Source organism: Paenibacillus sp. FSL L8-0333, from assembly GCF_037965665.1.
Classification (GTDB): Bacteria; Bacillota; Bacilli; order Paenibacillales; family Paenibacillaceae; genus Paenibacillus_AQ; species Paenibacillus_AQ odorifer.
This window is the reverse complement of sequence record NZ_CP150186.1, coordinates 2,885,620-2,905,858: the sequence shown is the minus strand read 5'-3', so window position 1 is coordinate 2,905,858 and position 20,239 is coordinate 2,885,620. Positions and strand designations below refer to the sequence as shown.

The following is a 20,239-nucleotide window of genomic DNA, read 5'->3' as shown; positions in this document are numbered from 1 at the left end:
GAAATAGTTTACTTATTATTTACCGTAGATATCAAAATTCTTCACCACTTGATTACTCTCAGCAGCTTCAAAAATAACTTCAATCAAATTCTGTACCCGCATAACCTCAGCGTTCTTAACGATAGGTTCTGCAGTACCCTCAATGACAGCAGCGAAATTATCATAAAAGCTAGAGCTTAACTCCGACGGCTGAGGTAATTCCTCAGTGATCGTTGCCCCCTCCGATGGAGGTGCCATAGTTTTAGTTAGTCCTACACCTGCACGAATCGGCTTCGGTTCGATTTTTTCACCTGCGTTATTTCTTGTCACCAATCTTCCGGTTAATGACCAGTCTTCAATAATTCCAGTGCCTTCGATACCCTTCACATACCATCTTGGCAATGTAATAAAGTTAGTCGTCCCAACCTCTACGATCGCTTTAATTCCATTCTCAAATTGCAGAATAGCTTCAAAGCCGTCATCGACATCGTTTCCTAAAATAAAGCTTAGACTACTGCTCACACTGGTGATTTTGCTATCAATCATGAATAATAGCTGGTCCAATAAGTGAACGCCCCAATCCAGCAGCATCCCTCCGCCTTGTGCCTTAACATGACGCCAGTCTCCAGGAATTCCGTTCGCTCCATGCACGCGGGATTCGATCTGGAATAGGGATCCAATCGTCTCCTCATCGTACATTTTTTTGATGGTTAAAAAATCTTCATCCCAACGTCTGTTCTGATGCACCATAAACACACGTCCAGCTTCATCAGCGGCTGCCAGTATTTCTTGAAATTCAACCTTCGATAGAGTAACTGGCTTCTCACAAATGACATGTTTGCCAGCTTGTAATGCACGAATCGCAATTTCTTTGTGCACATCGTTCGGTGTGGCAATTAGAATAATTTCGACCGAAGAATCTGCCAATACTTCTTCATAACTTTGGTACGCCTTGTAGCCAGCGTCGTTGGAATTGGTACGACGTGCTTCAAGCACATCGTACGTTCCAACTACGATTAAGGTAGAGGTCTCTTTTATCAATCCTGCGTGATAACTTCCCATTCCTCCAAAACCAACAATGACTACAGAATGTCTGTTTGAACTCATGAACTTCACACCTGCTTCTCGTTTAGTTATCTGATGTTCCGTCAAAATACACAGCACGACCTGTACGGGAAGATTCGTAAATAGCCTCCAAAATTTGGGTAACGACAAGGGCTTGTTCAGGTTTAACTACTGGTTCTTTATCTTCCCTAACTGCCTCAAGCCACAAGCGAGCTTCACGATCGGATTCACTCTCTTGTCCTCCGTTAAAGAAAGCTACTCCCCCTGCGGACAAGTCAATTTTAGTCTCGTATAGACGGCCACCACGGTCACCATTTAAGCGTAACCCGTCCTTCATATCTGCGCCACCCTCTGTACCTGCGAGGATCGTCTTCGCTTCTCCAAATTCCGATACATTAAGAGCCCAGCTTGATTCCAGTACAATTGTAGCACCATTTTCCATGGTAATAAATCCAAATGCTGAATCTTCTACTTTAAATTGTTCAGGGTCCCATGGACCAAAGGCATTTCCGCCGTTTTTACGGTTACCTAGCTTATGAAAAGTCGAGCCCATAACACTACGCGGTTTATAATTGTCCATCATCCATAATGTTAGATCAAGCGCATGCGTACCGATATCGATCAGTGGACCCCCACCTTGCTTTTCTTCATCCAGGAATACGCCCCATGTAGGAACCGCACGACGACGTACTGCGATCGCTTTTGCATAATAGATTTCACCAAGCTCACCGTTTTCGCAAACGTCTTTAAGGTATTCACTATCCGCACGATAACGGTTTTGATAAGCTACAGACAATTTCATGCCTGTACGTTTAGCAGCCTCTAACATTTCCTGTGCTTGAGCTGTAGTCTTCGCCATAGGCTTCTCACACATTACATGATTGCCAGCTTCCAATGCTGCGATTGTGATCACGGAGTGACTGTCATTCGGTGTACATACATGCACGATATCGAATCCTCCGGCTTTCAAAAGCTCTTGATAATCTGTATATACAGCCGCGCCTTCAGCACCATAGGTTTTTGCTGCTTCCTGTGCACGTTCTTCGACGATATCACAGAAGGCTACCATTTCAGCATCTGCTTGACGTGACAAACTTGGCATATGTTTTCCATTAGCAATTCCACCGCAACCGACAATAGCAATTCTCAACTTTTTAGACATGAACATTTCCCCCTTGATTAGCGTATGCTTTTACCCATTTCAAACTATCTTCTACACTTTCTAATGGTGAACGGCTGCAATAATCCTGCTCCACTACCGCCCACTCTACCTTTGCCTGTACAGCCGCATCAAGAATTGCTGTAAGGTTTACTTCTCCTTCGCCTAGAACAACCGTTTCTGGTGAACCATCCTCATGTTTCTTCAAATCTTTCAGATGGATGATCGGCAACCGGCCAGCGTATTTGTTGATATATTCTACGGCATCATAACCTGCGTGATGTACCCAGCATGTATCCATTTCAACTTGCAGCAAATCAGCTGGCACTTCTTCAAACAAACCGTCAAACGCTGTACGGTCACCATATCGATCAGTTAGCTCAAAGTCATGATTATGGTACAAAAGAACCGCTCCACGCGCCTTGCACTTTTCTCCAATGATCTTCAGATTCGCAGCAACTTCTTCATAGTTACGTTGTTCTTCTGACAGATACGGCACAATCAGATTATGATTTCCAATCTCTAGGTTGTACGCAATCTCTGCCTCTGTATCATTTAACAACGCGTCATAGGGACGGTGTGCGCCCAGCGCAACTAATCCTAGTTCATCAAGCAGTTGTTTGACTTCTGCTGCGCTACGGCCGAAGTAATGGAAAAACTCCACGCCTTTATAACCAAGGGCTGCCACTTTACGCAGTGTCCCTTCAAAATCCTGTTCCAGTTCTTCTCTGAGCGTATACAATTGCAGGCCTATCTTCAGCATTTTCGAATCACTCCAATTGGATTTAAAGTTAGCTTTCTGTAGTGATAATCACTTGAACAATAATGCTGTAACAGAATTGACTAATCTGATTCTCATCAGTTTCCTTAAACTGTCATTCTTGTAAGCACAGCTAATACCGACTGTTTCTAGCGTTGATGGTCGATTTCTTTCTTTATTGCTTAGCTACATAGTAATATGAAAGCGTATATATTAAAATGAAGAATATGATTAAAACATGAACAATCTGCTTATCATTTCAATACACCTAGGAGGACCTATGACTCATTCTGCTACCTGTCACGTATTATCAGCCGGATTTTCTTTTCATCGCAAGCCTTTTCATATGTCTCAAAGTCAAGGGAACCAGAACTTTCTTATACGTCTGCAAACGGAAGGAAGAAGCCGTGCATTGATCGATGGTGTGATGTCACCTGTGGAAAGCGGGGATATTATGTTATTCGCTCCAAATGATCCTTACTATTTGATCATAGATAAAGAAGAGTACCCTGTAGGCAAGCCACGAATTGAAAGCGGAGATTATCATATTTTTTGCGGGGGAACATGGATTGATGAATGGTGGCAACGTTCACAAAGACCCACTCGCCTAAGTGTGCCGCTTAGTGAGAATTTTCTTGGCTTGTTTCGCCAGTTAATTCTGGAGCACCGTCGACTTTCCGACTTCTCTCCAGAAATATCTGCCTGCTATCTGCAAATTCTATGTATGGAAATCGACCGGCTAATTACAGACCAGCCAGCAATTACTCCAAAAGGTTATTTGGCATACCGAATGAAGCAATATGTTGAGGAGCACGCAACCGTACCCTTTCTATTGGAGGATGTAGCAGGTTTTGTGGGTATATCCGTCTCGCGAGCCGTTCATTTATTTAAAGAAGCCTTTGGGACCAGTATTATTAAATATGTAAACGATGTCCGACTGGAAATGGCCAGAGAACGGATAACCTTCAGTCCCATGCCGCTGGAGCAAGTAGCAGAAACTTGTGGTTTTGCGAACTATACCTATTTTCACCGCGTCTTCCGAAGCCGTTTTGGTATGTCACCAAGAGAATATCGTGTGCACAGCAGAGAACAGGTGTAAATGAAGAAACATGAGAATGAAAAATTATTCTTTTACAGCCGAAATGATCAGGAACATCGGTCTACGCTCCTCATCCTTCATCCATGGATCATTACTCATTTCTTCTGAAGGCTTTGGTTCTTTAACCGCTTTAATAGTAAAGCCAGCTTCAATCAGGTCATTAAAGTAGGTGGAAATCGTGCGATGGTATTTAATCACATTTTCTGTTAAGAATTTAGTTTCACGAAGTCCTTCTGATTGATAATGATCTACGGGCCAATGCAGGCGGTTACCTTGTTCATCGGTATACCAGTCTTGCTCTTCCCGTGAAGTAAAGATAGGATGCTCCACTGAAAAAATAAAACTCCCACCAGGCTTAAGAAACGCATGGACTTTGCGGCAGATGGCTGTAAAAGATTCAATATAGTGGAAAGCCAATGAACTGAGGACCACATCAAATTGCTCGCTCGTAAAATCAATGTCCTCAATCGGCAGCTGGATATAAGTTATAGCAGGATCGTTCGTTTTTTCACGCGCCTGTTGCAGCATTTTTTCAGAGATATCCACACCTATAACTGAACTCGCCTGCTGCTCACGGGCATATAGGCAATGCCAGCCGAAGCCGCAGCCTAGATCAAGCACACTTTTATTATGTAAGTCTGGAAGAAGCGCCTTTAATACATGCCATTCTCCTGCTGCTGCAAGCCCTCCGATAGATCGAGGCATTTGTTGGTAAGCTGAGAAGAAATTCGAATCGTCATATTTATTTTGTTTCATCTGGGATACATCTCCTATATATTATTTCTTCAATTACTATACGCTGAGCGACGTTCTCTTATCAAATAGCCAATAAAAAAGGAGCATCATCTTGGAAGATCTGCCCCTTATATCTATTCTTATTCAATTGTTCCTGCTTGCTTGGTGTTAACCGTACATGCTGTGAAATGGCTCCATAATCACTATTCGATCTACGACTTTGTGCTGCGCACCAGGCTCCGGAGCGCTCTGCCTTACGCAAGGCTTTTTGTGTCTTGGTTCGTGCCATGTGACACCACTCTCCTATTCATGGGTGAATGATTATTGATCTTACATCTATAAGACAACTTCATTTTAACATATTCCAGACTATGAGCGAAGCAAGAATTCCGTTACACTTAGAGCAAAGCTAGTATTCTATCTTATCTAAATAGATGCGGAGGTTTAAAGGATGAATTACCAGGTTTTGTATGAAGGTGCTTTTGCTATGTTAAAGGTCCAACTAAATCCCGGTGAAAGCGTAAAGGCTGAAATGGGCGCAATGGTCGCGATGTCACCTAACGTAGAATTAAAAGGAACCGTGGATGGTGGTTTAATGCGCGGTCTCGGGAGAATGCTGAGCGGTGAGAAATTCTTCTTTCAAGAACTTAGAGCGACCCGTGGTCAAAGTGAGGTATTGCTGTCACCTGGCTCACTCGGCGATATTCAGGCGATAGAATTAGACGGATCGTATAAACTGTTAGTTCAAAAAGACGGATTTCTCGCCGGAACTGAAGGCATTCAAGTAAATACCAAAATGCAGAATTTAACCAGAGGGCTCTTCTCCGGTGAAGGCTTCTTCATTGTAGAAATCAGTGGCAGAGGAACGGTGTTCCTGTCTTCCTTCGGTGCTATCCATGCGATTAATTTAGGACCTGGTGAAGAAATGATTATCGATAACGGACACCTCGTAGCATGGCCAGATTATATGGACTATAAGGTAGAAAAGGCAGCCTCTGGCTGGCTAAACAGCATAACCAGTGGTGAAGCACTTGTGTGCCGCTTTCGTGGAGAAGGTGTAATTCTCGTTCAGAGCCGTAACCCTGGCAGCTTCGGAACGTGGATCAAATCCTTTGTACCTACTCGAAGCTAGACTTCCTAAAACGCAGTAATCAAAAAAGACACAGGCTTGGAGCCTGTGTCTTTAGGTTAGAAAGCGATCTTACGAGACTGCTTTATCTGCTTCTGCTTTTGCTTTTTTGCAGCCTGTACGTTTACATGTTCCATAAGTACCCTTGAAATCAAGGCGGTGATCCGTGACGTTAAAGCCATATTCACGTTCCACTCTTCTCTCCAGCTCCACAAGCCAGTCATCCTTAATTTCCTCCAACCGACCGCATACGCTGCATATCAAATGATGATGCATATGCGAATGATCGTTCCCGCGCAAATCGTAACGGGCAACTCCGTCTCCGAAGTTCATCTTCTCTACAATGTGTAGCTCACATAAAAGCTCAAGTGTACGGTATACCGTTGCCAGGCCCAGATGTGGATAGCTGTTCTTAACAAGCATATATACTTCTTCTACGCTTAGATGATCCTTCTCATTGTCGAGCAGAACGTTCACTATAGCTTCACGCTGAGGCGTTAATTTATATTTTTGCGCCGCAAACAATTGACTGATATTTGATATTTGATCCATTTGGTCTCCTACCTTCCCGGAACGATTTAACATCCGTACCCTCTGAGACGCTCCTATTTATGCAGTTTGGACAAACCATAAATAGTAATCGTTACGATATAATCATAACAAAATTAACCACGAATGAAAAGAGCCTGACATCATTATATCATTTCATGCCACTTATCCAAAGTACTACACCCCAATCTGGCCCATATTTCTATTAAAATCTACCTTTTCGTGAAATAATACAGATTAGACCGCAACCTTTCCATAATTTACAACGTTAAAGGAGTGACAAAGGCTAAGGAGCCTATCCATACAACGAGGTGAAAAGACATGAACATGAAAAAAAGCACACTAGCAGCGATCACAACCGTAGCCATTTTCTCCTTTTCTTTGGGTGGTCAGATGTTTGCAGCTGGGAACACCTTTAAGGATATTGATAACATAAACGGCAAAGAAAAAATCATTTCTTTAAAAAATCAAGGGTTAATTAAAGGTGTCAGCGAATCTCAATTTCTCCCTGGCTCTAAGGTAACTACAGCCCAAGGGATTCAGTTTATCTCCGGCGGTCTCCAGCTTAGCCTCGCGGCCATTGATTTTAACAAAGCTCCTGTTGCCAGCGGCTTGTTCACAAAAGTAAAAGACAAAGCCTGGTACGCTGAAGCCTTTATCAATGCTTATTACAATGAAGTTAAGCTTCCTAAAGACATTGATCCTAACCTCATTATGACCAAAGAGCAATTCACTAACTATCTAGTGCAAGCGATCGAAGGCGTTGGCAATCTGCCGATGATCAATATCGTTCCAGTAGATATCGCTGATGAAGCTTCTCTGACTCCTGCGTATCAAGGCAGTATTCAGCGCTCCCTGAAATACAAGATCAATAGCCTGGATGCTAACGGAAAGTTTAATCCAAAAAGCGAACTCACCCGCGCCGAAGCAGCGATTATGCTCTACAACGCTTTGGAATTTCTGAAAACTGGAGTATAAGCCAAATTTCAGATACTCTTCTCATTTGAATAATCTACACATGAAAAAGCAGCTCCGGATGATTCCCGAGCCGCTTTTTCGTGTATATTGTCTTTCTACTCTTCTTCACCATTCAGTCTGTTCAGAAATTGCAGAGCCCGGGGATTCTTCGGATGCTCCAGCACTTCTTGCGGAGTCCCTTGCTCTAAGATATGACCACCATCCATCAAAATGATCCGGTCCGCTACATCGGCGGCAAATTTCATCTCGTGGGTCACAATCACCATAGTCATACCTTCTGCCGCTAATTGTTTGATAACCTTAAGCACTTCCCCTACCAGCTCAGGATCGAGCGCCGAAGTGGGCTCATCAAACAATAACACTTCTGGATCTACTGCCATAGCCCGGGCGATGGCCACTCTCTGCTGCTGTCCACCTGACAGCTGATGTGGATAGTTATCAGCTTTATCTGCCAAACCCACCTTAGCCAGCAGCTGAAGCCCCCGCTTGCGCGCTTCTTCCTTGGATCGTTTCAGGACAGTTACCTGTCCCTCCATCACATTGCCAAGCGCAGTCATATGCGGAAATAAATTATACGATTGAAAGACCATCCCTGTTTTCTGACGAAGGGCCAATACGGAATTCTGAGGAATTTTCTTATGATCTGTAAAATTGATGGTGATATCACTGAGCGACAGGCTGCCTTGATCCGGGATTTCCAACAGATTAAAACAGCGCAGCAGTGTAGTCTTCCCGGAGCCAGATGGCCCAATAATGACAAGTACCTTTCCATGCTCCATTTTCAGATCAATACCCTTTAACACTTGGAGTGCGCCGAAGGATTTATGCAAATTAATGATTTCAATCACAAGTATCTCTCCTTTAGGTCGCAGAGTAACGATCGAGTCGTTTCTCCAAGTAATTTTGCAGCGCCGACAGCACAGAACAGAACACTAAATAAAACAATCCTGCTTCGGAGTATACCAGCAGAGGCTCATAAGTGGTAGAGGCTACCTGCTGTGCGGTTCTAAACATCTCCGTATAGGTGATGATCGCTGCAAGCGAAGTATCTTTAACCAAGCTAATAAAGGAATTGGATAACGGCGGTACAGAAACGCGCGCAGCTTGTGGCAGAATTACGCGGCGCAGAGCCTGCCCACGAGTCATCCCGACTGAGAAGGCAGCTTCCCATTGGCCTTTATGTATCGACAGGATAGCAGCGCGTACGATTTCCGATGAATAAGCCCCTACGCTAAGGGTAAATCCAATGGTGGCGGCAATGAAGGGGTCGAGTACAATACCAACAGCCGGCAAACCAAAAAATATAATAAATAGCTGCACTAACAACGGGGTTCCTCGAATAACCCACACATAAAAACGGGCGATTAGCTTCGGAATTACCCACGGTGAAAGACGTGCCAGCGCGGTTAGGATCGCCAAAATCAATCCAAGCACAAAGGAAAGTAGCGCCAACGGAATGGTAAAAGCCACCCCGGCTTTTAGCAGGGGTAGCAGTGTGTCTAAGAAAATTTGTATTTTGCGGTCATCCATTATTCAGACATCCTTTTTAGCTTCCAGGCTTAATTAGCCTTGCTAGCCTTGTATTATTTTGAAACGTCAGCTCCAAAGTATTTCTCGGAAATTTTCAAGTACGTTCCATCACTCTTCATCTCTGTAATCGCATCACTGACCGCTTTCACCAGCTCATCATTGCCTTTCAGGAATACTGCGGCACTTTGTGATCCTTCAGGAATCTCATCAACCACTTTAATTTTTGCATCTGGTTTTTGTTTTTTCAGATCCAGATAAGACAAGCCATCATTCACAGTTGCATCAATACGTCCCGAAGTCAGCAGGTCCATCGCTTGATTGAAACCATCTGTAGCTACGATTTCAGCACCGTTCTCACGAGCGATATCGGATAAATTACTTGTCAGGGATTGTCCGGCTTTTTTACCTTTAAGATCGGCAAAGGTCTTAATATCCTCATTGTCTTCGCTCACGATCAATACTGCTTTGGATACGATATAGGGTTCAGAGAAATCATATTTCACTTTGCGATCTTCGTTAATGGAAACTTCATTGAAAATGACATCAAACCGTTTCGCATCCATCCCAGCAAAAATACCATCCCACTGAGTTTCAAAAAATTCAGCTTCAACACCTAAACGTTTGGCTACTTCTTCAGCAATTTCCACGTCAAAACCAGTCAATTTCCCCGCAGTGTCATGATAAGTAAAAGGTGCATAAGTCCCTTCTGTACCTATCCGCAATTTGCCGCTGGCCTTCACAGCCTCCAAACTGTTTTGCGCTGAAGATGCTGTTCCACCATTCGTTCCAGCTGTTGGTTCAGCAGCCGTATTGGTATTCGAATTATTGCCGCAAGCCGCTACAAGGACCACGGTTAACGCCAATATAATAGTTAAACTCCATTTTTTCATTCTTAAATCCCCTCTCTCTATCCGGTTTTTTTCCGGTAAATTGAATAGTACACTGCCATCACATGATCGTCAATACTTTTTTCCGATTATATACATCGGAATTGTAATATTAACTAGATTTCTACTTATATCTTACCCAATCTTGGATTAATCCTTCACTTCTTTCTCTCTTTACTTCTCAGAAAGATATGGTATATTTATTAACAAATTAATATGGACCTGTTATTTCACTAGGGGAGTCGGCCGACTGAGACGGAGCTTCAAGCTCCGGACCCTTGGAACCTGATCTGGATCATACCAGCGGAGGGAAGTGGAGCAGAATTTTCATCAAGCATGTTAAGTGTTATTATGCAGAATGAACTTTTTGACCCATTCATTTCCTCTGGAAATGAATGGGTCTTTATTTGTTTAGGCGCTCCACAAAAATTTTAGGAGGTTAGATCATCACGACCATTTTATCTATTCAAGGCCTAACCTACTCTTTTCCGGAATCTGAGCACCCCCCTGTATTCGCAGATCTATCTATGGATATCAGGCAAGGGGAATTCGTCTCCGTAGTAGGTGCTAGCGGATGCGGGAAAAGTACATTTTTCAAAACGATTGCCGGTTTACTCGAACCTACTCACGGAAAAATAAAACTCTCTACGCACCCGTCAACCGCTAGTCGTTTAGGTCAGATCGCTTATATGCCTCAGCAGGATTTATTGCTGCCTTGGAGGACAGTGCTCGACAACTGCCTTTTGCCTTGGGAGATCAAGCCCAGATTCAATAAACAAGAAACGATCACTCAGATTCGGGAAATGTTGACCCGCTTCGGCTTAGCAGATGTAGAGAAGGCTTATCCCCATGAACTTTCGGGTGGAATGAAACAGCGAGTCGCATTTCTGCGCACCTTAGTGGCTGGAGGCGGAACTGGTCTGATGCTGCTGGATGAGCCCTTTGGCGCTCTCGATGCCATGACCAAACGCGAGATACACCGTTGGCTGTTGGAGTTATGGGGTGAATTGAATCAGACGATTATGCTCATCACTCATGATCTGGAAGAAGCACTATTGCTCAGTGACCGGATTTATTTATTATCTGGCGGTGCGCACAGCGAATTACAGGAGATCGTTGTGGATCTACCAAGGCCAAGACATTATAAGATGAACTATGAACCCCGGTTTATAGCACTACGGGAAGAGTTGGAGCGAAGATTGCATGCAACCTATACCTTTTAAAAAACATCTAGACAACTATGGTCCCTTCCTTCTTCTGGTACTGCTCATTCTTGTAATCTGGGAGGCAGCTGTTCGCCTTCACATGATTCCAGCCTTTATTCTCCCTGCACCTTCCTCTATTGGAATCGCATTGATCGAGCACAGGCAATTATTATTTGGACAGCATTTATTGGCGACGTTACAGGAGATACTGGTGGGTTTTGTCCTTTCTGTTATTTGTGGTGTATTGCTGGGCACTGGAATGTTCCTGTATCGCCCCATAGAAAAGGCCATCTATCCCTTTCTTATCATTAGCCAGACGATCCCATTAATTGCGCTATCCCCCATTTTTATTATGTGGTTCGGATATTCGCTGTGGAGCAAAGTGGCTGTGGTGTTTTTGACGGCTTTTTTTCCAGTCGTAGTGAGTACATATGATGGACTTCGTACAAGTGGCCAGACTTACAAGGACTTATTATTAACATTTGGTGCAAACCGCTGGCAGCTGCTTGTCAAAACCCAAATTCCACTGGCGTTGCCTGCTTTTTTCTCTGGCTTAAAGCTGTCCATTGTATACTGCGTCATCGGAGCTACTATCGGGGAATGGCTCGGCGGCAGTAAAGGACTCGGTTACTTCAGCCGCAGAATGGCCGGAAATATGCAGAGCGATGAAATGTTCGCGGCTGTATTTCTGCTGTCCGCGCTTGGTGTGGTGCTTTTTCTGGCGATAGCTTTACTCGAACAATTATTTTTAAAGAAAAGAGGATCAAACCAATGAATCATTTAAAATCCCCACAACGAGGACTTATTTCTGTATTTCTAGTATGCACACTTTTGCTCTTAAGCAGCTGCGGGAAGGCAGACAAGATAAATAACAACTCCCAAACCGATCCCTCCAATACCGAAAATAAGCAGTCACACAAGCTGACGATTATGCTTGATTGGTATCCCAATGCCGTTCATTCCTTTCTATACGCTGCGCAACAGCAAGGTTTTTTCCAAGAGGAAGGTTTGGATGTCGAGATCAAAATGCCTGCGGACAGCAATGATTCCCTAAAGCTTGTTGCAGCGAATCAAATTGATCTAGCGCTCAGTTATCAGCCTCAGGTACTTATGGCACGCGGCGAGAAAATCCCTGTACGTTCGATTGCAGCAATCGTGCGGCATCCACTGAATCATCTGATGGTTCCTCAGGCTGGCAGTATTCATAGTCCAAAAGAGCTCGCGGGAAAACAAATCGGCTATTCCTCCATTCCGCTCTATGAAGCGATGATTCGGACAATGATCCAGAGTGATGGAGACGATCCTTCATCCGCCAAGCTGATTGACGTAGGTTTTGACCTCATCCCTGCGATCTCTACTGGACAAGTAGACGCAATAATGGGCGGGTTCATCAACCATGAACAACTAATCCTTGAAAAAGAGGGACATCCGGTCACTTCGCTTAATCCAACGGATTACGGAGTGCCTGACTATTATGAGCTTGTGCTGGTGGCCAGCGAACAAGGATTGCAAAATTCTGAAGCCTACTTTAAAAAATTTCTAAATGCCATTACAAAAGGACAGGAATTTGTGGAGCAGAATCCTGAACAAGCCCTGGATTTACTGGTTGCACATGAAGATGCAACTTCACCGCTCGACAAGGAGATTGAGAAAAAAAGTCTTGAGATTCTGCTGCCGCTGATGAATGCTGGCGATCAATCTTTTGGATATCAAGACCCGACATCTTGGGAAAAGGTTCAGCAGTGGTTATCCACCAACGATCTTCTACCAGAGGATATTAAAGCACAGGAAGCTTTTATCAATCTGTAATGTTTAGTTAGTTGTTCATACAAGCTTGAGGAGGAATTATAATGAGTTATTTAGCCAAAGTACGGGAATCCAACCCGTTGATCCACAACATCACTAATATTGTGGTAGCCAATTTCTCAGCCAACGGTCTGTTGGCGCTTGGCGCCTCTCCCTTTATGGCGGATGCCCACGAAGAAGTGATCGATATCGCCGCTATGTCGTCTGCTGTAGTTCTAAATATCGGCACACTCAATGATTACGCCATTCAATCTATGTTGCTCGCTGGTAAATCCGCTAATAAACACAGGGTTCCCCTAGTGCTTGACCCGGTAGGTGCAGGCGCAACTTCTTATCGGACCGCTGTCACTCAAAAGCTAGTGAATGAGATGCAAATCACCGCACTGCGGGGGAATGTGGCTGAAGTCGCTAATGTCATTGGGGAGAGTTGGTCCATTAAAGGGGTGGATGCTGGCGAAGGTGAAGGCGATGTAGTCCTTTTGGCTGAAGCTGCTGCGAGGAAGTTAAGCTGTGTGGTCATCATAACTGGAAAAGACGATGTGATCACGAATGGAAAAAACACTTTTATTGCCAGCAATGGTCACCCTATTCTCACGAAGATTACAGGAACTGGCTGTTTACTCAGCGCTGTTGTGGGTGCATTTCTCGCGGTAAGTGGAGGTGCCTCGTTGGAGGCCGCAGTGGAAGCCCTCTCCTTCTATGGAGTAGCAGCTGAAATCGCCGCTGAACTAACGACTGGTCAAGGGCCGGGAAGTTTTCAGGTTGAGTTTCTAAATCAACTGACATGGGTCACGCCAGAAGTCTTCCTAGAAAGATCCAGCATCAAACAGCTCAGTTAATGACCCTCGAAGGAGTGAATTCGATGATTATATCCAAAGCTCTAACCATTGCCGGCTCCGATAGCGGCGGTGGTGCTGGCATTCAGGCCGATCTAAAAACCTTTCAGGAGCTTTCTGTCTATGGCATGTCCGTCCTCACAGCTGTGACAGCGCAGAATACGCTGGGTGTCCAAGGGGTTTATCCAGTGACTCTGGACGCCATAATTCAGCAGCTTGATTCTATAGGACTTGACCTGCAACCAGATGCCGTAAAGACCGGGATGTTATTTAACAGTGACATCATCCGCATTGTGGCAGATAAAATTAAGCATTACGGCTGGTCTAATCTTGTAATTGATCCTGTGATGGTCGCTAAAGGAGGGTCCACACTGCTGCTGCAGGAGGCAGTTCAATCCTTAGTCAGCCATCTGCTGCCCTTAGCATTGGTGACGACACCCAATATTCCCGAAGCCGAAATAATCTCAAAGATGACGATCACCACCATCGAAGAACGCAAAAAAGCAGCCAAAATCATTCATGGCATGGGCTCCAAATATGTAGTGCTAAAAGGGGGACATGATACCTCGACCACAGCCGTAACCGATCTTCTATATGATGGTGACGAATATACCTTATTGGAGAGTAACCGGATTCAGACCAGACATACGCATGGTACAGGCTGCACCTATTCAGCAGCAGTCACCGCCGAGCTAGCCAAAGGCAAATCCGTAGCTGAGGCCATTCAAACTGCCAAAGCGTTTATACAAGCGGCGATTGAAGACGAGCTGGGCATAGGGGCTGGACATGGACCAACCAATCATTTTGCTTATCAAAACAGACTGCGAGGGATTAACAGTGCAACGAATGAACAGTGAACATCTGCGAGATCTATTAAAAGTCTATTTCATTATGGGCAGTGTAAATTGCCGTAAAGCTCCAGTTAAGGTGCTGCAGGAAGCGGTTGCTGGGGGCATAACCATGTTTCAATTCCGTGAAAAGGGTACCGGTTCCTTAAGCGATAAGGCTCGACTTAATCTTGGGAGACGACTTCAAAAGATTTGTCATGCCAATGGCGTGCCCTTTATCGTGAATGACGACATTGATTTAGCGATCGCGCTTGATGCGGACGGAATTCATGTAGGACAGGAGGATACACCTGCATTGGCAATCCGTCAGCTACTAGGAGAGAATAAAATCATTGGTGTATCCGCTCACTCTTTCGCTGAAGCTCAGCAGGCGATTGCCGATGGAGCCGACTATCTGGGCGTGGGTCCCATTTATCCTACGTCATCCAAGGAGGATGCCAAAGCTGTTCAAGGCACTGCGATTATTGAAGAACTAAGAAATAAAGGCATTACCATCCCTTTGGTTGGCATTGGGGGAATCACGCTGCAAAATGTTGCACCTGTATTAGCAGCCGGTGCGGATGGGATCTCTGTTATCTCAGCGATTGCCGGAGCTGTAGACATTACCCCAACTGCCAGAGGCTTTGTTGACAAAGTTAGTTTAAGCGGGACATAAGCTCATTCAGCTCTTCACTGCTTAAATGCCGCCATTGTCCCAGCTCCAAGCCGTCTAATGTAATATTCATAATTCTTATGCGCTCCAGCTTTAGTACTCTATATCCTAACTCCTTGCTCATTCTGCGTATTTGCAGATTAAGACCTTGAGTTAGGATAATTCTAAACTGACATTCTGTGATCCGATAGACCTCACAAGGTTTCGTTGTGATTCCAAGAATGTTCACGCCGCTAGACATCGCTTGTAAGAATTCTGACGTAACCGGTTTGTCTACATTAACTACATATTCTTTTTCATGCCCATTCTCGGAACGCATCATTTTATTTACGATCTCTCCATCGTTGGTTAACAAAATGAGGCCTTCCGAGTTTTTATCTAATCTGCCGATCGCAAAGATCCGTGAAGGATACCCTACAAAATCAATAATGTTCCCAGCTACATGTGGGGCTGCTGTACAGGTAATGCCTATCGGCTTATTCAAAGCGAGATACACTGGCTCCCCTTTACTGCTTGTTATCGGCTCCCCATCGATCCATACGATATCCTCTGGCTCTATAAGAATGTTCGCATCACAGACGATACCATTCACAGCGATTCGACCTGCAGCAATTAATCGTTTGGTTTCCCTTCTGGAACAAAAGCCTGTTTCGCTTATATATTTATCGATTCTCACTGCTGATCCTACTTTCTCTCTATATACTTACATCTGGTCATAAAAAAACACCTGATTTTAACGATCAAAATCAGATGTTAACCTTCAGGAATAACCCAGTTTATTGGAGCTATTTGGTGCTTCCGCTTTTTTTCACGTTACTGCCCTTGCTTCCACTTGCACCTTTAGCACCTGGACCCGTCGTTGGGTCACCTTTAGCAGGTTTAACTGGTTTTGCTGTTTTGTTCCAGCGTGTCCAGCCTTTACTCCCCGTACCTCTGCCTGTTCCGCCACCTTTACTTTTTGCACCCATTATATCACTCCGTCAGTCATTCAGAATTCGTATAGTTTATACACTTTACCTATCTTACCACACTCTCAACCTTTCTGTTTAAGTAATAACAAATGCTTCATCTAACTAGCCACTGTTTAGAATTTAGCATCTTTATTCATTTCATGAATATCAAAGCTATCCTCATGTATTTCGATGGCGATGACGGTGTCCTTTTTTTCAAAAAATTGCACATGCCCTAACCGCTTGTCCTCCAGCTCTATCCATCCATCATCGCTTAATTTATTAAAATAGCTGTCAGGCCGATAAAGACCTTGTTCTCCCCCTATATTATCCAACTCGTACTTTGCTCCAATTTTTATATTAGGGTTATTTGAATTTGTTATCACTTCGATTTCTTTGGCATTCTTCGGAATTGGAATTTCAGCATTTATAGATGACACTCCATACTCTTGTTCCTCTTGAGCTGACGATGTACAACCGCTTGTAAACAGGATTAATGGTAACCAAATAAAAGCTAATAAATATTTATTCAAAGGTATCCTCTCCTTCCATAACTTATTTTACCAAATGTAAAATTAAAATAAAAACACCCCACCAAAGACTAAGCTTTGATGAGGTGTCTATTCACATCAGCTTTGCAGCTCATGTATGGACTTATTTCGGTTGAATATAACCTTCTGCTTTCAGAAGCTCAGCGATCAACACAGCACCGCCAGCCGCTCCGCGCAGGGTGTTATGAGATAGACCTACAAATTTGTAATCATAGAGGGCATCTTCGCGAAGTCTGCCCGTCGATACGCCCATTCCGTTCTCAATATCACGATCCAGCTTGGTCTGTGGACGATTGTCCTCTTCAAAATAGGTAATGAACTGTTTAGGTGCGCTAGGCAGTTCAAGCTCCTGAGGACGTCCTTTAAAGCTCTTCCAGAGATTCAGAATCTCTTCTTTGGACGGTTTTTTCTCAAAAGAAACAAATACAGCAGCCATATGTCCATCCGCTACAGGCACACGGATACACTGCGAAGTAATCGTTGGCGCTTCACTCTTTACGATACCCTCTTCTTCAACGCTTCCCCAGATCCGCAAAGGCTCTTGCTCACTCTTCTCTTCTTCGCCACCGATGTAAGGAATCACGTTGTCCAGCATTTCTGGCCAGTCCGCAAAAGTCTTTCCTGCACCAGAAATAGCTTGGTAGGTAGTGACCACCACTTTAGATGGATTGAAGTCTTTGAGCGCATGAAGTGCAGGCACATAACTTTGAATGGAGCAGTTAGGTTTAACTGCAATGAACCCTGTCTCTGTTCCCAGACGTTTTCTTTGCTGTGCAATAACCTCAAGATGCTCCGGATTAATCTCAGGAATGACCATAGGCACGTCAGGCGTCCAGCGATGCGCTGAGTTATTGGAGATTACTGGCGTTCCGGTGCGAGCATAAGCCTCTTCGAGCGCTTTAATCTCATCTTTTTTCATGTCAACAGCACAAAAGATCAAATCTACATCCGCAGCTACTTCCTCTACCTTAGAAGCGTCTTGGACCATAATATTCTTTACGTTCTCAGGCATTGGAGTAGATAACTTCCATCTGCCCTTGGCCGATTCTTCATACGTTTTTCCAGCAGATCTAGCACTGGCAGCAATCGCAGTTACTTCAAACCAAGGATGATTCTCTAGAAGGGCAATAAAACGTTGTCCTACCATACCTGTGCCGCCAACTATGCCGGCTCTTAGCTTTCTTGACATCAGAAAATACACTTCCTTTTGATTAACTGTCCTATTGTGAATAATAGGCCGATAATTAATGATATACGGCGCGGGAACATTTGGCGAGTGTTAACATCAAAATAACATTAAAAATTTTATTTTTAGCAGATTATATTGAATTTCATTAATGCGAATAAAAGAAATAGCTGCACTCAGTACAATTATAAGTATATTTTCTGCTTAGACAACTCTTTAACTGCATTCTCTACAACTATTTCCCCGAAAAATAATGGAAATGCCCTCTAAGCGAACTTTTAGATGTAAGAAATGCAACTAAATCGCATCTGCAGAGCATTTTATAGCATATAGTTGTAGGAAATACATCTATTTGCGATTGGTGAGTATAAACAGCGATCAGCGATTAGCGATTCACGTTTACAAGCTGCTTCTGCCAACTAATCGTTTCTTACCCACGCTCATTTAAACCAACCTTTTTCCTTAAATCGAGTGATTGCCTCGATGCGGTTACCTACATCCAGCTTATCTAGTATAACAGAGATGTAATTCCGGACTGTTCCCGTGGTAATGTACAATTGGCTGGCGATCTCTTTTGTATTTTTGCCGTCGGCAATGAGTCCAAGCACTTCCTTCTCGCGCTGAGTCAGAGGATTAACTTCACCGCTGTAGGCTTCATCCATTAGCTCCGGTGCATACATGCGTCTGCCTGCCATCACATTACGTATCGAAAGTGCCAGTTCTTCACTTGGACTGTCTTTCAGCAAATAAGCGTGAACTCCCGCCTTGAGCGCACGTTCGAAATATCCCGCACGGGCAAAGGTGGTTAATATCATCGTTTTGCAGCCGCTATTCTTCAGTGCTTCCGCAGCGTCGAGACCACTCATCGCTGGCATTTCAATATCCATAATACAGATATCCGGCTTATGCTGCTGAACCATCGCTACAGCTTCTTCCCCGTTGCTTGCCCGGCCCACTACCTTCATATCCTCTTCTAAATCCAACAAAGATGCCAGCGCTCCAAGGAGCATCCGCTGATCCTCAGCGATTACAATCTTAATCATTATAAGGTTACCTCCTGTTCCGGATGCTTAAATGCATTAGGGACCTTAATCACGATCGTAGTTCCCCCATCTTGCACGATATCCATACAGCCATTTACAAATTCAAGACGTTCCCGCATACCTTGCAGCCCATGTCCTTTAAAATAAAGATCATTGCCCGGGATGCCGGTTCCATCATCTTTCACTTTAATGATGAGATCTGTGCGTGTGGGTTCAATGATAATTGAGCAAGATTGTGCATTACTATGCTTCACAACATTTGTGACAGCTTCCTTAATACACATGCTGAGCACATTCTCCGTAATCAATGAAGTGTTAGACAGTTTAGGATTGCCTTGTAAAACATAGTCGATCTCCGCAGCCGCAAGAAACTGCTGTATATGAACGAGTTCGTCCTCAAGCCGAATGCCGCGCATTCGCGTAATCATCTCCCGGACCTCTTTCAGTGCACTTCTTGCCGTCTGACGTACATCATTGATCTCGGCTTTTGCTTGCGTCGGATTACTGTCGATAAGCTTTCCTGCCAAATCACTTTTCAGACCAATTAACGAAAGCTTCTGACCTAATGTATCGTGTAGATCACGTGAAATCCGCTGGCGTTCCTCGAGCTTAACCAATTCAGAGATTCGCTTATTAGCATCCTCCAATTGGTCTTGCAGTTTCCCTTGATTATTGCGGTTATAGGTACTGATTGGCAGCAGGATCACTGCAATCATACTGACAAGCACAAACGGAAGCTGGCTGATAAATACGGGATTACGCGACAGCAGCTCATAATTGATCGTAATAATCGTAGTCAGCAAATGAATGGAGTATAGGGTGAAAAACCCTACTCGATTCTGGATATTCCCAATAAAAAAGGCTAAAAAAAGCGCAAAATACATATATCCAAACAACAACGTCATCGTTATAGAGACAAGTATCTGCACGCTCGTCCAAAAATAAACTAACCAACCCTTGGAGACAAAAGAAAGCACATAACAAACAAAAAACACAGCGATCATCAAGATTCCCGAAACTACCTGGTAGGGAGAGGAGGACCGAAAGATGAAATAAAACGGTAGAATATAAAATACGACCCATACATAAGGGCTAAGACCTGTACTTTTATGAAAAATATGATGCCACTTCTGCATGTTCGCTCTCCTTTTTGCCATATGCCACTCACCCTATTCTAGCATAAATCCGGTAAAATCCGGTGAACCACAACGATAAAGAGAAAAAAGATTAGAGCGCGAATGAGTTCTCCGGCTCTAACCTTCCATTTGCTGCTATTTGATTACAATGTGGAC

24 protein-coding genes and 1 riboswitch are annotated in these 20,239 nt (G+C 44.0%); of the genes, 9 read left to right on the top strand and 15 right to left on the bottom strand.

The genetic code is table 11. The features are described 5' to 3' along the window. Window positions 1-15: 15 nt before the first annotated feature. Genes NYE72_RS12805 through NYE72_RS12795 form a run of 3 tightly spaced genes read right to left on the bottom strand, consistent with a single transcriptional unit; the run spans window position 16 to window position 2,966 of the window. Window positions 16-1,086, bottom strand: a complete 1,071-nt coding sequence (locus NYE72_RS12805) for a Gfo/Idh/MocA family oxidoreductase (protein WP_038570443.1) — start codon at window positions 1,084-1,086, stop codon at window positions 16-18. A 22-nt stretch (window positions 1,087-1,108) separates the two neighbouring features. Continuing rightward, window positions 1,109-2,206, bottom strand: coding sequence for a Gfo/Idh/MocA family oxidoreductase (locus NYE72_RS12800; RefSeq protein ID WP_076275542.1), 1,098 nt, complete (start codon window positions 2,204-2,206; stop codon window positions 1,109-1,111). Beyond that, window positions 2,199-2,966, bottom strand: a complete 768-nt coding sequence (locus tag NYE72_RS12795; protein WP_036686321.1) for a sugar phosphate isomerase/epimerase — start codon at window positions 2,964-2,966, stop codon at window positions 2,199-2,201. The genes NYE72_RS12800 and NYE72_RS12795 overlap by 8 nt, the downstream gene beginning before the upstream one ends. Before the next feature lie 277 nt (window positions 2,967-3,243). Between NYE72_RS12795 and NYE72_RS12790 the strand changes: the two genes are divergently transcribed. Continuing rightward, window positions 3,244-4,062 (top strand): AraC family transcriptional regulator, encoded by an 819-nt coding sequence (locus NYE72_RS12790; protein ID WP_036686319.1) that lies wholly within the window; start codon window positions 3,244-3,246, stop codon window positions 4,060-4,062. A 24-nt stretch (window positions 4,063-4,086) separates the two neighbouring features. Here NYE72_RS12790 and NYE72_RS12785 read toward each other — a convergent pair whose 3' ends face one another. Beyond that, the gene (locus NYE72_RS12785; RefSeq protein ID WP_076275543.1) at window positions 4,087-4,818 is read right to left on the bottom strand and encodes a class I SAM-dependent methyltransferase; all 732 of its coding nucleotides are present in this window, start codon (window positions 4,816-4,818) and stop codon (window positions 4,087-4,089) included. A gap of 61 nt (window positions 4,819-4,879) precedes the next feature. After that, window positions 4,880-5,086 (bottom strand): hypothetical protein, encoded by a 207-nt coding sequence (locus NYE72_RS12780; protein ID WP_036686317.1) that lies wholly within the window; start codon window positions 5,084-5,086, stop codon window positions 4,880-4,882. A gap of 162 nt (window positions 5,087-5,248) precedes the next feature. On the opposite strand from NYE72_RS12780, the gene NYE72_RS12775 reads away from it, so the two are divergent. Next, window positions 5,249-5,929 (top strand): TIGR00266 family protein, encoded by a 681-nt coding sequence (locus tag NYE72_RS12775; protein WP_036686316.1) that lies wholly within the window; start codon window positions 5,249-5,251, stop codon window positions 5,927-5,929. A gap of 69 nt (window positions 5,930-5,998) precedes the next feature. Here the strand turns inward: NYE72_RS12775 and NYE72_RS12770 are convergent, their stop codons facing one another. Further along, window positions 5,999-6,478, bottom strand: coding sequence for a transcriptional repressor (locus NYE72_RS12770; RefSeq protein ID WP_036686314.1), 480 nt, complete (start codon window positions 6,476-6,478; stop codon window positions 5,999-6,001). Between the two features lie 318 nt (window positions 6,479-6,796). On the opposite strand from NYE72_RS12770, the gene NYE72_RS12765 reads away from it, so the two are divergent. Next, on the top strand, window positions 6,797-7,453 hold the full coding sequence (locus NYE72_RS12765; protein ID WP_038570438.1) for an S-layer homology domain-containing protein: 657 nt from the start codon (window positions 6,797-6,799) through the stop codon (window positions 7,451-7,453). Between the two features lie 95 nt (window positions 7,454-7,548). Here NYE72_RS12765 and NYE72_RS12760 read toward each other — a convergent pair whose 3' ends face one another. The 3 genes from NYE72_RS12760 to NYE72_RS12750 are packed head-to-tail and all read right to left on the bottom strand — an operon-like array spanning window position 7,549 to window position 9,873. Continuing rightward, window positions 7,549-8,301, bottom strand: coding sequence for an amino acid ABC transporter ATP-binding protein (locus tag NYE72_RS12760; protein ID WP_036686311.1), 753 nt, complete (start codon window positions 8,299-8,301; stop codon window positions 7,549-7,551). Between the two features lie 13 nt (window positions 8,302-8,314). Beyond that, a complete protein-coding gene (locus NYE72_RS12755; protein ID WP_076275545.1) occupies window positions 8,315-8,983 on the bottom strand; it encodes an amino acid ABC transporter permease in 669 nt (222 codons plus the stop codon). A 53-nt stretch (window positions 8,984-9,036) separates the two neighbouring features. Next, a complete protein-coding gene (locus tag NYE72_RS12750; protein ID WP_076273865.1) occupies window positions 9,037-9,873 on the bottom strand; it encodes an amino acid ABC transporter substrate-binding protein in 837 nt (278 codons plus the stop codon). 222 nt (window positions 9,874-10,095) lie between these two features. Continuing rightward, window positions 10,096-10,199, top strand: a riboswitch (TPP riboswitch). A 198-nt stretch (window positions 10,200-10,397) separates the two neighbouring features. On the opposite strand from NYE72_RS12750, the gene NYE72_RS12745 reads away from it, so the two are divergent. Genes NYE72_RS12745 through thiE form a run of 6 tightly spaced genes read left to right on the top strand, consistent with a single transcriptional unit; the run spans window position 10,398 to window position 15,220 of the window. Then, window positions 10,398-11,093 carry an ABC transporter ATP-binding protein gene (locus NYE72_RS12745; RefSeq protein WP_169744765.1) on the top strand — a complete coding sequence of 232 codons (696 nt, stop codon included), beginning with the start codon at window positions 10,398-10,400 and terminating at the stop codon, window positions 11,091-11,093. Beyond that, complete coding sequence (locus NYE72_RS12740) at window positions 11,074-11,850, top strand: ABC transporter permease (protein ID WP_081386761.1); 777 nt, start codon at window positions 11,074-11,076, stop codon at window positions 11,848-11,850. The genes NYE72_RS12745 and NYE72_RS12740 overlap by 20 nt, the downstream gene beginning before the upstream one ends. Further along, a complete protein-coding gene (locus NYE72_RS12735) occupies window positions 11,847-12,884 on the top strand; it encodes an ABC transporter substrate-binding protein (protein ID WP_339211826.1) in 1,038 nt (345 codons plus the stop codon). Before NYE72_RS12740 ends, NYE72_RS12735 begins: the two co-directional genes overlap by 4 nt. A 41-nt stretch (window positions 12,885-12,925) precedes the next feature. Further along, window positions 12,926-13,720 (top strand): hydroxyethylthiazole kinase, encoded by a 795-nt coding sequence (thiM, locus tag NYE72_RS12730; protein WP_036686302.1) that lies wholly within the window; start codon window positions 12,926-12,928, stop codon window positions 13,718-13,720. 23 nt (window positions 13,721-13,743) lie between these two features. Further along, the gene (gene thiD, locus NYE72_RS12725) at window positions 13,744-14,574 is read left to right on the top strand and encodes a bifunctional hydroxymethylpyrimidine kinase/phosphomethylpyrimidine kinase (RefSeq protein WP_339211825.1); all 831 of its coding nucleotides are present in this window, start codon (window positions 13,744-13,746) and stop codon (window positions 14,572-14,574) included. Beyond that, window positions 14,564-15,220, top strand: a complete 657-nt coding sequence (gene thiE / locus NYE72_RS12720; protein ID WP_081382642.1) for a thiamine phosphate synthase — start codon at window positions 14,564-14,566, stop codon at window positions 15,218-15,220. The genes thiD and thiE overlap by 11 nt, the downstream gene beginning before the upstream one ends. On the opposite strand, the gene NYE72_RS12715 is transcribed toward thiE, so the two are convergent. The 6 genes from NYE72_RS12715 to NYE72_RS12690 all read right to left on the bottom strand — a co-directional run bounded on the left by NYE72_RS12715 (window position 15,201) and on the right by NYE72_RS12690 (window position 20,083). Continuing rightward, on the bottom strand, window positions 15,201-15,893 hold the full coding sequence (locus NYE72_RS12715; protein ID WP_076101683.1) for a pseudouridine synthase: 693 nt from the start codon (window positions 15,891-15,893) through the stop codon (window positions 15,201-15,203). The genes thiE and NYE72_RS12715 overlap by 20 nt on opposite strands. A gap of 109 nt (window positions 15,894-16,002) precedes the next feature. Next, a complete protein-coding gene (locus tag NYE72_RS12710) occupies window positions 16,003-16,185 on the bottom strand; it encodes a DUF3934 family protein (protein ID WP_038570418.1) in 183 nt (60 codons plus the stop codon). A 116-nt stretch (window positions 16,186-16,301) separates the two neighbouring features. Next, window positions 16,302-16,700 carry a hypothetical protein gene (locus NYE72_RS12705; protein ID WP_038570415.1) on the bottom strand — a complete coding sequence of 133 codons (399 nt, stop codon included), beginning with the start codon at window positions 16,698-16,700 and terminating at the stop codon, window positions 16,302-16,304. A 121-nt stretch (window positions 16,701-16,821) separates the two neighbouring features. After that, entirely contained in the window at window positions 16,822-17,907 is a 1,086-nt protein-coding gene (gene asd, locus NYE72_RS12700; protein ID WP_038570412.1) for an aspartate-semialdehyde dehydrogenase, read from the bottom strand. A gap of 437 nt (window positions 17,908-18,344) precedes the next feature. Beyond that, window positions 18,345-18,947 carry a response regulator transcription factor gene (locus NYE72_RS12695; protein WP_036686291.1) on the bottom strand — a complete coding sequence of 201 codons (603 nt, stop codon included), beginning with the start codon at window positions 18,945-18,947 and terminating at the stop codon, window positions 18,345-18,347. Next, window positions 18,947-20,083, bottom strand: a complete 1,137-nt coding sequence (locus tag NYE72_RS12690) for a sensor histidine kinase (RefSeq protein WP_036686290.1) — start codon at window positions 20,081-20,083, stop codon at window positions 18,947-18,949. Before NYE72_RS12690 ends, NYE72_RS12695 begins: the two co-directional genes overlap by 1 nt. Window positions 20,084-20,239 lie beyond the last annotated feature (156 nt).

Excerpts from the sequence above, each read along its gene's own strand:
- NYE72_RS12805 (WP_038570443.1), bottom strand. The coding sequence starts at position 1,086 with ATGAGTTCAAACAGACATTCTGTAGTCATTGTTGGTTTTGGAGGAATG.
- NYE72_RS12800 (WP_076275542.1), bottom strand. The coding sequence starts at position 2,206 with ATGTCTAAAAAGTTGAGAATTGCTATTGTCGGTTGCGGTGGAATTGCT.
- NYE72_RS12795 (WP_036686321.1), bottom strand. The coding sequence starts at position 2,966 with ATGCTGAAGATAGGCCTGCAATTGTATACGCTCAGAGAAGAACTGGAA.
- NYE72_RS12790 (WP_036686319.1), top strand. The coding sequence starts at position 3,244 with ATGACTCATTCTGCTACCTGTCACGTATTATCAGCCGGATTTTCTTTT.
- NYE72_RS12785 (WP_076275543.1), bottom strand. The coding sequence starts at position 4,818 with ATGAAACAAAATAAATATGACGATTCGAATTTCTTCTCAGCTTACCAA.
- NYE72_RS12780 (WP_036686317.1), bottom strand. The coding sequence starts at position 5,086 with ATGGCACGAACCAAGACACAAAAAGCCTTGCGTAAGGCAGAGCGCTCC.
- NYE72_RS12775 (WP_036686316.1), top strand. The coding sequence starts at position 5,249 with ATGAATTACCAGGTTTTGTATGAAGGTGCTTTTGCTATGTTAAAGGTC.
- NYE72_RS12770 (WP_036686314.1), bottom strand. The coding sequence starts at position 6,478 with ATGGATCAAATATCAAATATCAGTCAATTGTTTGCGGCGCAAAAATAT.
- NYE72_RS12765 (WP_038570438.1), top strand. The coding sequence starts at position 6,797 with ATGAACATGAAAAAAAGCACACTAGCAGCGATCACAACCGTAGCCATT.
- NYE72_RS12755 (WP_076275545.1), bottom strand. The coding sequence starts at position 8,983 with ATGGATGACCGCAAAATACAAATTTTCTTAGACACACTGCTACCCCTG.
- NYE72_RS12750 (WP_076273865.1), bottom strand. The coding sequence starts at position 9,873 with ATGAAAAAATGGAGTTTAACTATTATATTGGCGTTAACCGTGGTCCTT.
- NYE72_RS12745 (WP_169744765.1), top strand. The coding sequence starts at position 10,398 with ATGGATATCAGGCAAGGGGAATTCGTCTCCGTAGTAGGTGCTAGCGGA.
- NYE72_RS12740 (WP_081386761.1), top strand. The coding sequence starts at position 11,074 with ATGCAACCTATACCTTTTAAAAAACATCTAGACAACTATGGTCCCTTC.
- NYE72_RS12735 (WP_339211826.1), top strand. The coding sequence starts at position 11,847 with ATGAATCATTTAAAATCCCCACAACGAGGACTTATTTCTGTATTTCTA.
- thiM (WP_036686302.1), top strand. The coding sequence starts at position 12,926 with ATGAGTTATTTAGCCAAAGTACGGGAATCCAACCCGTTGATCCACAAC.
- thiD (WP_339211825.1), top strand. The coding sequence starts at position 13,744 with ATGATTATATCCAAAGCTCTAACCATTGCCGGCTCCGATAGCGGCGGT.
- thiE (WP_081382642.1), top strand. The coding sequence starts at position 14,564 with ATGAACAGTGAACATCTGCGAGATCTATTAAAAGTCTATTTCATTATG.
- NYE72_RS12710 (WP_038570418.1), bottom strand. The coding sequence starts at position 16,185 with ATGGGTGCAAAAAGTAAAGGTGGCGGAACAGGCAGAGGTACGGGGAGT.
- asd (WP_038570412.1), bottom strand. The coding sequence starts at position 17,907 with ATGTCAAGAAAGCTAAGAGCCGGCATAGTTGGCGGCACAGGTATGGTA.
- NYE72_RS12695 (WP_036686291.1), bottom strand. The coding sequence starts at position 18,947 with ATGATTAAGATTGTAATCGCTGAGGATCAGCGGATGCTCCTTGGAGCG.
- NYE72_RS12690 (WP_036686290.1), bottom strand. The coding sequence starts at position 20,083 with ATGCAGAAGTGGCATCATATTTTTCATAAAAGTACAGGTCTTAGCCCT.